Origin of the sequence: Ensifer sp. ENS06, from assembly GCF_014852205.1 — a bacterium.
Lineage (GTDB): Bacteria > Pseudomonadota > Alphaproteobacteria > Rhizobiales > Rhizobiaceae > Ensifer > Ensifer adhaerens.
The window spans coordinates 97,194-112,256 of sequence record NZ_JACVBC010000019.1 but is presented as its reverse complement, the minus strand read 5'-3'; the positions used below and the strand labels follow the sequence as shown (position 1 = coordinate 112,256).

General features: G+C 57.7%; 13 protein-coding genes and 1 riboswitch. Of the genes, 3 read left to right on the top strand and 10 right to left on the bottom strand.

What is annotated here, in order from left to right:
- The 3 genes from IB279_RS34315 to IB279_RS34305 form a co-directional block, all read right to left on the bottom strand.
- Window positions 1-292: ArdC-like ssDNA-binding domain-containing protein (locus tag IB279_RS34315; RefSeq protein WP_192340803.1), on the bottom strand; the 292-nt coding region annotated here is incomplete at its 3' end.
- A gap of 510 nt (window positions 293-802) precedes the next feature.
- Entirely contained in the window at window positions 803-1,690 is an 888-nt protein-coding gene (locus IB279_RS34310; protein WP_192340801.1) for a LysR family transcriptional regulator, read from the bottom strand.
- A 2-nt stretch (window positions 1,691-1,692) separates the two neighbouring features.
- Window positions 1,693-2,541 carry an acyl-CoA thioesterase gene (locus IB279_RS34305; protein WP_246802233.1) on the bottom strand — a complete coding sequence of 283 codons (849 nt, stop codon included), beginning with the start codon at window positions 2,539-2,541 and terminating at the stop codon, window positions 1,693-1,695.
- An 87-nt stretch (window positions 2,542-2,628) separates the two neighbouring features.
- Window positions 2,629-2,835: riboswitch (cobalamin riboswitch) on the bottom strand.
- A 354-nt stretch (window positions 2,836-3,189) separates the two neighbouring features.
- Here IB279_RS34305 and IB279_RS34300 point away from each other — a divergent pair.
- From IB279_RS34300 to IB279_RS34290, 3 genes are read left to right on the top strand one after another with little or no spacing between them, the layout of a single operon-like run.
- The gene (locus IB279_RS34300) at window positions 3,190-4,173 is read left to right on the top strand and encodes a DUF1852 domain-containing protein (protein WP_192340799.1); all 984 of its coding nucleotides are present in this window, start codon (window positions 3,190-3,192) and stop codon (window positions 4,171-4,173) included.
- Window positions 4,174-4,200: 27 nt separating this feature from the next.
- Window positions 4,201-5,229 carry a methionine synthase gene (locus tag IB279_RS34295; RefSeq protein WP_192340797.1) on the top strand — a complete coding sequence of 343 codons (1,029 nt, stop codon included), beginning with the start codon at window positions 4,201-4,203 and terminating at the stop codon, window positions 5,227-5,229.
- Between the two features lie 32 nt (window positions 5,230-5,261).
- Window positions 5,262-5,756, top strand: coding sequence for a flavin reductase (locus IB279_RS34290; protein ID WP_192340795.1), 495 nt, complete (start codon window positions 5,262-5,264; stop codon window positions 5,754-5,756).
- Window positions 5,757-6,172: 416 nt separating this feature from the next.
- Here IB279_RS34290 and IB279_RS34285 read toward each other — a convergent pair whose 3' ends face one another.
- From IB279_RS34285 to IB279_RS34255, 7 genes are all read right to left on the bottom strand, one after another.
- Window positions 6,173-7,186, bottom strand: a complete 1,014-nt coding sequence (locus IB279_RS34285; RefSeq protein ID WP_309142330.1) for an NAD(P)/FAD-dependent oxidoreductase — start codon at window positions 7,184-7,186, stop codon at window positions 6,173-6,175.
- Window positions 7,146-9,119 (bottom strand): LodA/GoxA family CTQ-dependent oxidase, encoded by a 1,974-nt coding sequence (locus IB279_RS34280; protein ID WP_192340791.1) that lies wholly within the window; start codon window positions 9,117-9,119, stop codon window positions 7,146-7,148. Before IB279_RS34280 ends, IB279_RS34285 begins: the two co-directional genes overlap by 41 nt.
- Window positions 9,120-9,260: 141 nt before the next feature.
- Window positions 9,261-9,869: a hypothetical protein gene (locus tag IB279_RS34275; RefSeq protein WP_192340789.1), complete on the bottom strand. Its 609-nt coding sequence runs from the start codon at window positions 9,867-9,869 to the stop codon at window positions 9,261-9,263.
- Window positions 9,870-9,889: 20 nt separating this feature from the next.
- Window positions 9,890-11,116 (bottom strand): hypothetical protein, encoded by a 1,227-nt coding sequence (locus IB279_RS34270; protein WP_192340787.1) that lies wholly within the window; start codon window positions 11,114-11,116, stop codon window positions 9,890-9,892.
- 53 nt (window positions 11,117-11,169) lie between these two features.
- The gene (locus IB279_RS34265; RefSeq protein WP_246802231.1) at window positions 11,170-12,222 is read right to left on the bottom strand and encodes a hypothetical protein; all 1,053 of its coding nucleotides are present in this window, start codon (window positions 12,220-12,222) and stop codon (window positions 11,170-11,172) included.
- A gap of 559 nt (window positions 12,223-12,781) precedes the next feature.
- The gene (locus IB279_RS34260; RefSeq protein ID WP_192340785.1) at window positions 12,782-13,078 is read right to left on the bottom strand and encodes a hypothetical protein; all 297 of its coding nucleotides are present in this window, start codon (window positions 13,076-13,078) and stop codon (window positions 12,782-12,784) included.
- Window positions 13,079-13,715: 637 nt separating this feature from the next.
- Window positions 13,716-15,035, bottom strand: coding sequence for a hypothetical protein (locus IB279_RS34255; protein ID WP_192340783.1), 1,320 nt, complete (start codon window positions 15,033-15,035; stop codon window positions 13,716-13,718).
- Between the last annotated feature and the right edge of the window lie 28 nt (window positions 15,036-15,063).

Sequence of the window (15,063 nt, the reverse complement as noted above, 5' to 3'; positions counted from 1 at the left end):
TCGACGTCTCACCCTTACGCACCTGACCGCCCAATTCCGCCGCTTGTTTGTAAGTCATCCAGTAGCGCGACGCATATCCATTTTCCGCCGCCGTCATCCACAGAAGCACGGTATTGATGCCGCGATATGCCATACCGTTGTGACGCAGCGGACGAACCGGCGTTCCTCCCCCGCCCCACGGCTGCATCCACGGCCGGGTTCCCGTCTCGAGTTGCTCGACGATGCGCTTTGTGATGCGCTCGTAAACGTCACTGGTGATGATGGCGCTTGCTGCCCTTGCTTTGCTTGCCATTGCCTTGCCCTTTCCCTTGATCTCGCGAAGCGGGAGCCGTTCGCTCCTGCTTTCGAGCTCGTGCGGAACAGCGGGGGATTGGGGTGCAAGCGATCCGCGCGGGGAACCGGCTGCACGAAGCGAAACGACAGTGGAGTGAAGGAAGCTGGGCGGCGGGCGCTTGAAAGGGGCGAAGGGGGCGGAGCACCCCGGCCCCTCGCCTTAGGTAAAAATGTGGCTTAAGCCGCACCGACAAGCTACGCGCTGCTGTTCCCGGGGCGATCTCTCCCTCGCCAACCGCGACGGGGGCGAGTACCGAAGGCGCCGGTCGCCCAATCTCCTACGCACGCTTTGTCCGCGAGAACGTCATCGGGAAGCCCGATGCGGAAGTCGACGCCACGCACCTTCCTGAGCTCGAAGTTACGGTTGGGCAGATCCAGCGTCCATTCCGGCGCAAAGCGCCATTTGATCGTAGTTAATCGATCGAGGTCGAGAAGCTTTGCTGTCACACTTCGAACAAGGAGACTAATGTCAGGCTGATGTCTGGCGCGACGTCGCGAGAAACCCTGCGATGAAATCGACAGTGTCGTCGCCATCTCTCAATCCGAGATGGATGCTTTTTTGTATCCCGCCCGGACCGATGCGGACAGGACTAACACCGAGCGCCGCCGCTTCCCGCCGCACCAGCCAGTCCGGAATGGCGCTGACTCCGCGACCTGCCGCCACGAGCTGAAGCATCATTTCCGTCGTCTCGACATTGCGGTGGTGGCGCGGCCGGCAGTTGGCGGGCACCAGGAATTGCGTGAACACATCCAGCCGCTCCGGCGGTACCGGATAGGTGAACAGCGTCTCATCCAGCAGGTCCGCAGGTTCGGCATGGCGTTTCAGCGCCAGCGGATGATCGGCTGGAACGGCAAGCACCAGTTCGTAGTCGAACACCGGCAGATAATGGATGCCTGGCATCTCGATCGGATCCGGCGTGATCAGGATATCGATCTCGTATCCCGTCAGCGCCGCCACGCCGCCGAACGCGAATGATGTCGTCAGTTCCAGACCAACATCCGGCCATTCCATGAGATAGGGCTTTGTAACGCCCATCAGCCACTGGTGGCAAGGATGGCATTCCATGCCGATTTTCAGCGAGCCTCGCTGGCCGTGGCGATAATCCGACAGGACGTCCTCAGCCCTTTCGATTTGGGGCAAAACGCGCTGTGCCAGCGTTACGATGTAGCGACCGACCTCGGTGAGACGAAGGTTGCGACCGTCCTTCTCCCACATCGCCACGCCATAGCGCTCTTCCAGCTTGCGGATCGTGTGGCTGAGAGCGGACTGGGAGACGTTCAGCCGCTCAGCAGCAGCAGTCAGGCTGCCCAAGCGGTCGACTTCACGCAAAATCGATAAATGTTGCCTGTCCAACATGGCTATGCCCGCCCATGGTGACAAGGAACAACGTCTACAGGGGCACCATCGCCGACAGGAACCGGCCGGTGGTCCGTGTCGATCGCGACCATGGTAAAATGTCCCGTGGCCGTAATATGTCTCTCGCCCGTCAGCAGATTTTCGGACCAGAGTTTCGTTTCGATGGACATAGAACTGCGGCCAACGCGCTCGACGCGTGCCTCTGCCTCGACGATTTCCCCGATCTCAACTGCCCTCGCAAAGTCGATACGCTCGGATGAGGCCAGTGCCACGAGCTTGCCGGAGTAGCGCGACGCTGCAACGAATGCGGCTTTGGTCATGTAAGAGATCGCTTCGCCGCCGAACATCCGGCCGACACTATTTGCCTGATCCGGGAAGACGATCTCAACCATGGCAACGATATCCTTGATGTTCGGGGTTTCCGTGACAACGAGTTCGGGCAAAGCATAGCTTGCGGCGTACTCGCCCTTCGGAATGGCGACCATATGGAAGATGCCGCGCGTACAGGTGTGCCGCTGACGACCGACAACGGTTTCCGCAACCACTTCGACCTCGACCGTCAGGGAACGGCGGCCGGCCTTGACTGGTTTGGCCGTGAATTCGACGATATGCCCGATGCGGGCAGGCTGCCGGAAATCAATGCGCTCGCAAGAGGCGGTCACGAATGGCGCCCGTCCGAAACGGGTAGCCGCGATAAAGGCAACGCGATCCATGAGAGCGAGCCCGGTTCCCCCGAAGAGGGTGCCGTGGTGGTTGGTGTCTCCGGGAAAGACGATATCGATGAGACTGGTTATAGAGCCATGCTGGGCGGGTTTTTCTATCGTCGCGGTCTCTGTCATCGGCGCTGCCATCAGGTTGCGGCAGGAGCGGCGGCATGACGCAGAGACGACGGCACGGGAATGCCCATCGCGAAAGCGGCACTCCGGGACACCCCGCCCGTGGACGTTATCTATCGCGGCAGGTCTCCTGGCTTACGGGTCGTCGCTCTGGTCCGTCTTCCCGAGGCTTGCCTCAGTGACATGGATGGACTTTCGCTCGCCGTTTACAGTTGCGGGGGCAGCTTCGGCTTCAGGCAATAAAGCCATGACCGAATTCCCTCTTAGCTCCGGACTTTCGTCCGCAGAACCACGATAACGAACCAATGTCGTATGTCGCTGAGGTGGTCAAGGCGTCTATCATTGGTTTGTGCCGGAAGTGGCGGTTACTGTCTCGGCCGAGGTATGGCTCATGATCGCTAGCATTCGGCTCATCACGGTGAGGCTCGCAAGATACCGACATCCCGGGTTTCGTAGCAGGCTATCTCTTAAATCATGAACACGGCTCATGCTTCCGTGAGATAATACCATTTTTGTTCGATCGACCTCTCAGGCATAAAACGCGCACCGCTCTGAAGCATGGACAGTTAAAGGCCGTCGACTGAAACAATGGAAAATGCCATCCGGTGCGTCCTGACGTCAATAAATTCAGGATTTATCTCGAGATTAGGACGAACGATCGCAATGATTAGAGATTTTAATTTCAATATAAAGAGAATTTCTTTTGATGAGGACTATTGCCCGTCAGAGAATACGCGAATTACGACGAATTTTGCTAACTTGGCCAGGGGGGAGAACCGCCAGGAGAACCTCCGCAACGCCTTGAAGATGATTGACAATCGTTTCAACGCTCTGGCGCATTGGGATAACCCAGAAGGCGATCGCTATTCTGTCGAACTCGAAATCATTTCGGTTGAGATGAATGTCGGTGCTGAAGGCAGCAATGATGCCTTTCCCCTGATTGAAATCCTGAAAACGAATATTGTCGATCAGAAGACAGGCGAACGCATTGAGGGCATCGTAGGGAATAATTTTTCCTCATACGTCCGAGATTACGACTTCAGTGTTGTGCTGCCAAAGTACAATAAGGATCGCCCCGGATTCAGCACGCCAGAGAATTTTGGCGACTTGCATGGAAACCTATTCAAGTCTTTCCTGAAGTCCAATGCTTACAAAGAGCATTTTCATAAGCCCCCGGTCATCTGCCTGAGTGCCTCGAGCAGCAAGACATATCGTCGAAGTGGAAATCATCATCCTGTATTAGGCTTAGAATACCAACAGGATGAATTGTCTTCGACAGATCTCTACTTCCAAAAAATGGGGTTGCAGGTCCGATTTTTCATGCCGCCGAATAGCGTTGCGCCTTTTGCGTTTTATTTTCTCGGCGATCTGCTTGATGACTATACCAATCTTGAGCTCATCAGCACCATCAGCACGATGGAGACTTTTCAGAAGATTTACCGGCCCGAGATTTACAACGCCAATTCCGCTGCAGGGGCCTGCTATCAGCCAAGTCTTAAGCATCAGGATTATTCACTGACTCGAATTGTCTACGATCGCGAGGAACGGAGCCGGCTGGCTGTTGAGCAGGGAACGTTTGCTGAGGAGCACTTCATCAAGCCGTACAAGTCAATTCTTGAGCAATGGTCTGCCAAACACGTTCCCTGACGAACCAGAAATACAAGGTCCTATATCATGAAAACACTGTTGCCCACGTCTACCGCCGGCAGCTTGCCGAAACCCTCTTGGCTTGCACAACCCGAGAAACTCTGGTCACCCTGGAAATTGCACGATGAGGAATTGATCGAGGGAAAGCGGGACGCTCTGCGTTTGGCGCTGGACGATCAGCAGCGGGCAGGCATCGATATCGTCAGTGATGGTGAGCAAACGCGCCAGCATTTCGTCACGACGTTCATCGAGCACCTCGACGGAGTTGATTTTGAAAAACGCGAGACCGTCAGAATCCGGGATCGCTATGACGCGAGTGTTCCGACAGTTGTCGGCGCCGTGTCTCGCCAAAGACCGGTTTTTGTTGAAGATGCCAAGTTCCTACGTCAGCAGACCGCGCAGCCAATCAAATGGGCTTTGCCGGGTCCGATGACCATGATCGATACGCTCTTTGACAACCACTATAAAAGCCGCGAAAAGCTGGCCTGGGAATTCGCCAAGATCCTCAATCAGGAAGCCAGGGAACTAGAGGCTGCTGGCGTCGATATCATCCAGTTCGATGAGCCCGCATTTAACGTCTTTTTCGACGAAGTGAATGACTGGGGTGTTGCCACTTTGGAAAAGGCAATCGAAGGGCTCAAATGCGAAACTGCCGTTCATATCTGCTACGGATATGGCATCAAGGCCAACACAGACTGGAAGAACACTTTGGGGTCGGAGTGGCGGCAATATGAGGAGTCTTTCCCGAAACTGCAGAAATCCAGTATCGGCATGATCTCCCTGGAATGTCACAACTCTCATGTTCCAATGGATTTGATCGAACTGGTCCGGGGCAAGAAGGTGATGGTCGGAGCCATCGACGTGGCAAGCAATACCATCGAAACGCCAGAGGAAGTGGCCGCTACTCTGCGAAAAGCACTTCAGTTTGTCGATGCCGACAAACTTTGCCCTTGTACCAATTGTGGCATGGCACCCCTGTCCCGTCGAGTTGCGAGAGGCAAGCTGAATGCCTTGAGTGCAGGCGCGGAATTCGTCCGAAAAGAACTCATGGCCTAGTGCTGGCTGAGCAGCAGGAGGCCGACACGAACATGGTGGACCACCGCTTCAACATTGTGGACAAAGCCACGTTTCGCAACGGCATGTCGCGCCTCGGCTCTGCGGTCAACGTCGTCACTACCAGATACGGCGGCAAGCGCTACGGCTTCACGGCCTCGGCGGTCTGTAGTGTGAGCGACACGCCGGCAACACTTCTCGTCTGCATCAATCGCGCAAACTCGTGTTTTCACGCTTTCGAGGACACGCGCCACTTTTGCGTCAACACACTGATGCCGGGCCAGGAGGACATCTCCAACCACTTTGGCGGAAAGACGCCCGCCGAAGACCGCTTTACGATGGGGCAATGGACTGAGGGCCCCACTGGAACCCCAGTCCTGGCCAACGCCTCAGTCAGTTTTGAATGCGAGTTCACCAATGCCGTCGATGAGGCGACACACCGCATCTTCTTCGGGCGAGTCATCGATATTCGTGAGAGCGAAGAACAGTCGACGCTGCTCTACTGCATGCGTCGCTATATCCGCGCCTAAGTCCACACGGTCAGATCGCTCCCGGTCGGCCGCGTTGACCGGCTGAAGCCGCCTGAGAGCCTCCTCCTTCATTGTAAGATCGGCCTCCATGTAGATATGCGTCGTGCTGATGTCCTCGTGTCCGAGCCATAGCGCGATCACGGTAAGGTCGACCCCGGACTGCAGCAGATGCGTTCGGCTACGCCCACGGCCGGGCGGGTATTGCTTCGAACACCGGATCGAATGGCCGCCGGCCAATCGATCCTGACCCACGGCGCTGGGCGGGCGCCTTTCACGACATGCGGCACAATCGCCCCGATCCTCGATCGGGCATCGTAGAATGCTATCTGGAGTTCAGCCGTGACCGACCACGCCAAACTATCGTCATTCATCGCCATCCCCCACAACCCACACACCTCGAAGTGAACCACACGTCTTCAACAGTTCAGGGCGTGATAGACTTCCGCTCGGCCCAACTCGGAGTATGCGAACGTTGCCCTCATAGCGGCGGAATAGTCCGCCGTTGCTTCCGGCTCGATGCCGCCTTCTTTCGCTATCGCGCCGACCGCCACCAAGGCCGAGGAAAGCGCATTGACCACTCCTTGGGAAGCGATCGGATCGAAGGTGGCGGCAGCATCGCCGATAGCAATCCAGTCTTTGCCTGCTGCATGCCTTAGGCAAGCTGCTGATGCGTTGAACCTCTCGCCACGCGCCATACGCCGGCACTCGTCCCGATAAACGGTCCAGCTCTCACGGCGGCCATCGGGTCCAAAGGTCGCGTAGGTCCACGAACTGCCATGCGCCTCCACATCGAGCCAAGCCGCCTCCTGTGATGGCGCGCCAGACCAATCCAGCAATTTGCGCTCGGCAACGAGGCGTTCTTTAACAATGCGTTCGCCACCCAGGCGGCATGCCAATGCGGCCGATCGGCCAGTGGCGTCTACCAGGAGCGACGACACCAGATTGGTCGTCGCGCCGACGCTCCTGACCTCAATTTCAAAGCCGCCCTGATTTCTGCAAACACCAACTACGCGGCCATTCAGAGCGCTCGCGCCGGCGACGAAAGCAAGCCCACGAAGACGCGCATCAAATCGAGCGCGATCGACAATGTATCCTTGACTTCCGGGCCGATACAGGAAGTCGTCAATCTCCTGCTTTTGTGATCCCCACGTGCGTCGAATACCAGCGCATGGTCGCGCTATGAACGGGTCGGCTAACACTTCCTCCAGTTGAAGAGCCCGGACAATGCCGGTCGCGCTTGGCGAAACTATCTCCAGCCGATCTCGTTTGGGCTGCCCTGCATCGACCAGGACCACCTGTCGGCCGCGACACGCAAGCAGCCGTGCCGCCGTTGAGCCGGCGGGACCGGCCCCGACAACGACAATATCTACACGTCGCGCAGCCAAGATTTCAAACCTCGCCCTGGCGGAAGCCCGCCCGCCCCGGAACACGCTCCTTAGGCACCACCTCCTCGCGTTCGACGGCCGGCCCCGCCGCGACCGGCGGTTCGTCGAGGGTCTCAACAGCGACCACGAGCTTGTACTTCAAGTCACTGCCCGCGGGCTCTTGGCTACGGCCCTGTTCGAAGCGGGTATCTGCGGGCAGATGCGTCGGGGGATTCTTCGCAGGCAAAACCATTCCAAGTTCTGCCCATTTCTTGATCGAAAGAGCAATCCGGCCGTAGTAATCGAGTGCGCGTATATCTCGCAGCCAGTCCGAGCGAAGCGCAAAGTGCTTGTGGATCTGCAGGCTCGCGGTGTTGGGATCAAGCCCCGAAGCGCGCTCGTAACTGGCTTGCCCGAGCACCTGGTCTGGTACCCGTGCTCCCCAGAACGTGGGCATTGAGAGAAATGTCGAGGGGAAATAATCCGCGCTGGAATTGCAGGAAACGCCATCGGTTTGCCACGGCACACCCATGAATCTGGTCAGCGCACCCGGCGCCGCACCGTCGAACGGGCCATTAGAGCCTGTGCATACCTGGGGATTGAGTGTGTCGCCATAGTCCTGCCTGGCCGGGTTCATACCCGGCAGCACCTTGAGCCTATATGCCTCCTTCCAGAGCCGCGGGATCCGCATTATCCATGTGATCTCGATGCCAGGATGAAACGGTCCGCCTAGGCAGTCGTGAAGTGGCGCACGTTTTAGATGCTCGATCTGATCGGCGGTTGCGAGGCTGTCGAAAGTAGGCAGTAGAGGGATGCCTATCCAATCGTCGGCGAAGTTTCCGTCCGCCCAGCGGTGCAAATGTTCATATTGCGTAGGTGTCACCGACATGAGGGCTTGAGGCGCCGGACGGGCTGGCAAGTCGAAGAGCGTATCGATGGCGTCGCCGTAGATTTGCGGGATTTGTGCCTCGACGAAGGGACCATCATGCCCAGGACGACGAAAGAGCTCGAAAACACGCTTGCGCCAAGCCGTATTCGCGTCAGAGACGTCTTTGAGTTTATCGACTACTTTCTGGTTCCGGGCGTCGAGCGGCGAACCTTCACCATGGACCACGAAGAGGCCATGATCGACCCATTGCAGACCAGTCAGCCTATCGAAGATCGGCCAGATATCGGCGGTAAACTGCGTCGTGGTCGGAGCGGCAATCCAGGTTTGATCTTGAAACACCTCTCTCACGGTATCGTCCATGGTGACAAGGCCAGTGATGCCCGGGGCAAAATTCGGCGGTGTAACCACGACATAGCCGGCCTCGGCCTCAATCGGTTCTTGTCCCTGGAACCTTATGGTCGCTCGCACCGGACCATCCGATATGTCGTCATGCCAGCCGACGTTGTTTGCGAAAGTAAGCGGGGTGACGCTCCCCTTGAACGCGGCGGAACTACCTCTGCCTCCTAAGAAGAGCAATCGCCCCAAAGCATCGGTCCTGAGTTCGCCCAGATAGACGACCTTGCTCCAGAACCGCCCATCGTTGAAGGAGATCGCCGAAGCGTTCCTGCCTTCGATAGTGAGCGGCGTCGGGACGATGTCCAGAAGGCGTCTGTCGCCAGGTATCGAAATCTGATCTTGCCGATTGCGCCGCATCGCCGGTTTACTGATGTCGTCCGGCAAGTCCATGGCCTGGTTGAACTCGTACCAACCGGCCTTGAGATTGGCGACCGCGACCGACCATTCGATCTTGGCATCGTCAGCGGTGATTTCCTTTACTGAGCCATCCTTCAGATGGGCATAAACCCGAAACCGAGCTGCTTGACGCTTAATGCTGCCATCCGCGGCACGGAAGTGTTCGACGAACCGGGCTGGCGTTCCGTCAGGCATGGTCGCGGTCCCGCCGATCACTTCGGGTCCAATCACGAAATCGTCCTGTCCGATGGCATTGCCGACTCTGGCTATGCCCAGCGGGGGATAGATCTTGATCGCCTCAATGAGTTTGGTATCCATTTGTCCCCCACTACAGCCTTGCGTTCGCATTCCGTGGTCGCTGCGGTTTCTGGCTTTTCGGATGCTGAACGTGTCACAAACCGGCTGACATTCTCGGCATTCCGTCCTCGAGCAGATGGGCTAGTCATCCTTCAACCGCGATCAGAAGTTCCGCCGCTCGTGAAAGACCTCGACCGTTTCAAGGCCGTTGCTGCGCAGCACCCGAACTTCTATCGCGGTCGCCCCGGGGAATTGGTTGATGTCGACTTCGGCGGCATTTGGCCGCTCCAGTCCTACGGCCATGGTGTGCCAGCGGCTGTCACCTTCCGGACGAATCTGCAGCGTGTAGGATACGTTGGGTTCGACGGGAGTATCCCCGGCCAAGGGAATGTGATGCTCCCGTCCAGATGTCGGTTGGGCAAGTTCGACCTGTCCTTTCGGTTTCGGGCTTCCAGGCGCGTACTCTGATGCCTGCACGCCATCAACGAACAACTTGACCTCTCGAAGGGATGGCGTAACAGGAACGAACTCTTCGAACATCACGTCGTTTCCAAGCGTACCGCAGGACGCTGTCATTGGGTTGACAGCCAGATCGAAGAGCACCTGTAGTTTGTCGTCGATGCCCTTGAGGCGTACGCGATCTTCCCCTCCATCCTTGGAGGCGAAGGCAACCGTCGCGGGCAGCATGGAAAGGATCACCCCACGGCGGGCGTCTAAATCGTAGGTTCCGACGATCTGAGCCCAATCGCCGTATTCCATTTTTCGTGCCATCTCGGATCCCCTTGGTGCGGTCAGGCAATCTGCGGAGCAAAAAGGGCCTCTTCGGCAACAAGCCTGTCAAGGAGGCCATCATACGTATATTTGGAGACCCATTGCCGGTCGCAATAGGTCATGAAGTCGCTCCAGTTTTCCCTTGGATAGGCGCGCATCGGCAGGTTCAGCGAGGCGTCACCGACATCGAACCCTACGCAATCCTCGTCGCTGTCGGATATCGCACCTCCTAGATGCGGAAAATGCTCGTCGTCGCTGCTCTGGTCGCAGAACCCAGGATGGCGCCGGCCAAAGGTATGAGCCAGTTCATGGGCGCCATACCAGTCGCCATAAGAGCCGTCGTCGTCCCAGAAGCGAGGTCCGGCCTTGCCGCATGGGCCAACAGCTATCGTGTTGGGTGCGGGCGCCGCAGGTACATCGTTGGAGGCACCTCGGAAGAACCCGGAATGATCTGAAACTAGGCCATAGTAGTGGGTGCGCGGGTCCCAGCCTGCGTCGATATCGGCCTGTCTGATAGTCAACAGATGCTGGTGCAGCGTGCCCAGGAGCGCCCACCACAGCGGATCAAATCCATCCGGCAGCTGTGGCCCCGAGAATGGCGGTACAAAGTTGGGTGGCGCGTCCACGACTGTCTGGCTCCAGTCTAAACCACCCGACGGATAGGCGCGTGTCAGGTAGGACCTCAAATGATCGAAATGGATCGCATCCGGAGCAAACTTCTGAGGCGGATTCCGGTTCGGATCAGAGTAGCGATATCCGAGCACTCGCACCCGCAACATCGGTGCAGCGAAGAACTCCACATTCTGCGTGCCTGGCATGATTGGAAAGTCATTGCCTCCGGAGACTGGTTGGATCCGCATCAGCCGCACGCTCATCAGACCAACTGGGGGCGAGGGAAGAACGAAGTTCAGCGACAATGCGGCGTCGCGGCGCTGTTCGGCAAGGGTCGGATGCTGCCGTGCTCGAAGTGAAATCTCGTTCACCGAGGCTACATAGGAGCCAGGAGCCTCCGACGTTGTCGAGATCACGATTTCACCCCGCACGCGCATGTTGGAAGTCAGTCCATGAGGCTGGACGTACACCCTGATCGCCGTCGCCTTTCCGGCAATCAACCGCACGTCATGGTTCATGTTCTGAATTGCCTGCGTAACTTCGATTCCCAAGACATCCAGTCTTGCTCCTCCGCCTTGCGGGCCGACCGACGCCTTCCAACGCGGGCGTGGGGTGGGGATATCGATGAACACCATTTGAACTGCCCCTTGCTAACTTTGGCGTGCAACGCGTCTGTGGTTCCGATTGTCTACCGTGGCCTTCCTGGTTCGACTGCGGCAACTCCGTTCGCAGTGCGCCGCACATACGCCGACGACCGGTATGTGATCCGCCGAGAGTCGGCGATTGATCCCAACGGACGATTGTCGAGCGGCGTGCGCCAGGGATTGATGGACAGGTTGTCTCCGTAAAGTTCCTGCCCAATCCGATTGACGTCCTGCCGTTCGAAGACGAGTGAACCAACCGGCACGAAAGATGTCGGCCAGCGCCGCGTAGCGGCGTCGACTGGCGTTTCCTCTTGGCTTGAGAACGGCTGGATGGCGAACTCGAAGGTGGCTTCGCTCGCCGACAGGCGATGAGCAAGATCCAACTTGAGGAAATTGGGATCCGTTTCGTGCGCGGCCTCGTTTGAAGCCAGCATTGGCCGGAGTCGATACTTCACGATAGCTTCCGGCCCGCACGCGTAAGGAAGCACGCTCCAGTAGGTTGCGGTCAACAGGCTGCTCTCCGGCTTCGCCATCTCATCGAGAACGGCCTTCGTTTCAGGATGCTCGGCAAGATAGGTGTCGAAATCTCCATTCACCGCCGCATGCGAGAACTCGCAAAAGTCCTGGCCGGTATCGACGAAGAACCGGTCATGGTTCTGCATCAGGAGGTCGGCTGTCCCAGCGTGCGGATCGTCAGCATCGAGCGTCTCGCCTCTCAGGCCAAAGAGCTTGATGCCTATCCCGATAGTCGATCGAGAGGCGTCAGCCGTGTCAGGAGAGGTGTCGCTCGAAAACCTTACCCAAGCCGCGAACTCACGATAGGAGAACAGCCCCTGCCTGTACCTTTCGGAAATGTCTTGGTTGATCCGCAAAGTTGCCTTCGCAACCCCGTGAACTTTCCTGAACACCGGTCTTGGCGCGGGACGTACTCCCGAACCTATGAAGTGCCGTTGAACGACATCGACAAACAGACGCCGTGTTTCCTCTCGAAACGATGCCTTGCAAAGGATCGCGGGCACGCCAACTTGCGGTTCCGATTGCCCCTCGGCGAGGGCTACTTGCTTGCCGCGTCCCAGTGCGATGAGCGACCTGACCATCACGTCCCCTTTCGAAGCGATCTGGACGCCTGCCGGCGCCAATCTGCCGTTACTTCAGCTCATGCCGAAGCTGCTCATTGTCCCCTCTGGTCCGTAGGCGACTGGCCGGGCGATAAAGCTCCATCGGCCAAGGCGATAGAGGCCAGGATTGGCTCTCTCTCGGATCCGGATGTGACGATCTGTGGACACCTGAGGCATGCCGCCGCGCCCTCTTGCGCGAACCACCTGCAGGTGCGGCGTATGGTACACGGAGGAAGCTTGAAGACGACGGCCGGAAGCCCTCTGACTATGCGAGAAGCCAGGTTGCATTCGACGCCGTCGAAATGGACGCATTTGCGCTCTTCGCAAACAGCTGAAAACCGAAATACCTGCGTTGATGGCGCTGGCGCAGCGGATGCAAGGACCGCGTCGGTGACGGGCAGCGTATCGTTCAAATAGGCGACCCTGTTTCCTGTCTCGGCAGGAAGAACCACTCCTAGCACGAGCGCATTTCTCATTTCCGGCTGTGCGCTGGGGCATCTGGTTGCTGATGCAGAATCTTCGCGCATGACGGCCCTCCTCAGACAGAATTGGCCGGGAAGAACCCAACGACAATGTCAGGCCCGAGCAACAGGGTAGCAGGGACCGCGCCTTGACCGATCGTGGCGGCGATCTCGTTCGACAGCGAGTGGGCTTGTGATGCATCCAGCTGCTGCTTGTCGAACTCCCTCACGACAAAGCCGACAATGCCATGATCAGGAAGGAATGTGGGCGCCGCTGTGAAGCCTTTGAGAGTCGACTTCTTTACGGCCGACGCTACCGCCTTGGGAACGAGCTTGTTCAGATCCTTGATAGATATCGAGTTCGGTCGATTCATGGTTTCCCCTCCTGATTTCACCCAAGAACGGGTGCGTCGACCCGCAATCACGAACGGCCAGGGCAACGGGAGATCCTCATCGGCAGTCGGGCCCCGCCCCTGCCGCCGCCTCTTTGCCTGCACTGTGTTCGTCGAAACTATGGACGCGGACGCCCACAACCCACGTCGGAACCGGCAGGCCCGATTGGGTAGATCGGCTGCGGTCATCCGGCATTGCGAGCAATCCTTCAGTCCGAGCCCGTCGACCGACTAGACACGAGGCCGCATAGCTTGCTCCCGTCTTGTGGTAACCGCCTTCTGCGTGTAGCTAGCCCCCGTCATGTAACAATAACTCGTTGCTGCACGGGCTGCGCGTGAATAAATCGTGAAAGCGATTCCGGCTTAACTGATAAAGCGCTGGCCTCTGAAATAGAACGGACTTACGACGCTTTCGAAATCTGCCGTAATGATCGGCAATCTTTCAGGCGTGCTTAGTTGCTGGCATGCGCGGTGTTGTTTGCAGGAGCGTGCGGCATCTGGATCGACAACCCTGAGGACAATCTGGGCCAAATGGTCTGGGGCGCGGCTAAGGTGCTCAGTTGTGTATGAAGCCAGTGCGATCTGAAAGATCGGCCACAACTTTCGCGTTGCCACGTCGCTATTGGCGAGGTGGAGCCATCGTCTGGAGAACACGCTTTTGCGCCATGGCCGTATCGGCGGGACTACACATGGGTCGGTTGTAAAAGCCAGTGCTCCGACAGACGAAGGGTGTTTCTCCGGTTAGATCACCGGCTTCACAAGCAAGACACAGGCGAAATGCTGCAGCCTCGAGCTGAAGCGAATAGTCCAAGTTCGACGCCGCTGGTTCCGACGGCTGGAAGATCTGGCCGGACTTGATATTCTGGAACCAGGTATCGACATGTCTTTTGACTGCCTGGACATTGTCGAGATGGGTCATGTCGAACCCACTGTTCAAGAGCCCGATCGTTGTGCGCGGGCTGCGGGCTGCGGAATGGCAGGAGAGGCATGAGGACCGGATGTTGTCTGCGGGGCCGTTAGCGCGGCCCATAAAGCCGAGTGTCGGCCGCTTGTCCCAACCGAAGGTGACGCCATTGAGGTCTTGATTGATCCAGCTCTGCTTGATCGACTTGTCGTCATACACGCCGGGATCATTGCCCCACTGAAGCGAGACTGGAACTAGATTGTCGAATAGCTGATCGCCCTTCGGTGGCCCCCGCCAAACGAATGTGCCAAAGACCCATCCCGTATCGAAGGACGCCTTGTCCTTCACCGCGATGTCCATCTGAAGTAAGCGTAATTGCTGGCGGGTGCGGTCAGGCACCGCATGGCTTTGGCTGGCTGATCCGGGCGGATCGATGTAGGCCCAGTAGATCGGGGCGTCCTTCAGATATGACACCTCATCAGGAGACGCGTCGGTAAAGAGAAATTTGATCGAGACGGTGTCGACAGGGAATTTCAGATTGACGGGTAGCGAAGGGCTGCACGGGTCTGCAAAGACCTCACCAAACACGGCTGCTCCTGGCGCATTGTAAAACCCAACCGCCCAGACTTGCGGACCTTCGGTACCTGTCTCTGAGAGGTCGCCCGGCTTTGGTCCACGCTCCTTTGTAAGCCCCATGAGCGGCTCGCGCCCAGACGTACCATAGTCAAGCCACTTTGCGATCCACCAAGGCTCGGACCCATTGCCAACCAAGCGTCCATCGACGTTCCTGAAATGCGGTTTGGCGCTCTCGAGAATGATCTGCATGTATTTTGCGGGTTCTTCGCGGAATTTGATCGATTCCCATGCGTGGACATCGTCGGCATCAGGAAAGTCGCTCGGATAGTCCTCGCGCCAATCCGCGGGATCTACCCCCTCCACTTTCATCGTGCTGGCTTGGAATCGCGGGCAGCTTTCTGCAAAGGCAACGGATTGGGAGGCTAGCAACAACGCCAGTGAAACAAATGCGGTTCTCATCGCCCACCTCCGTTCTGGTGACTATAAA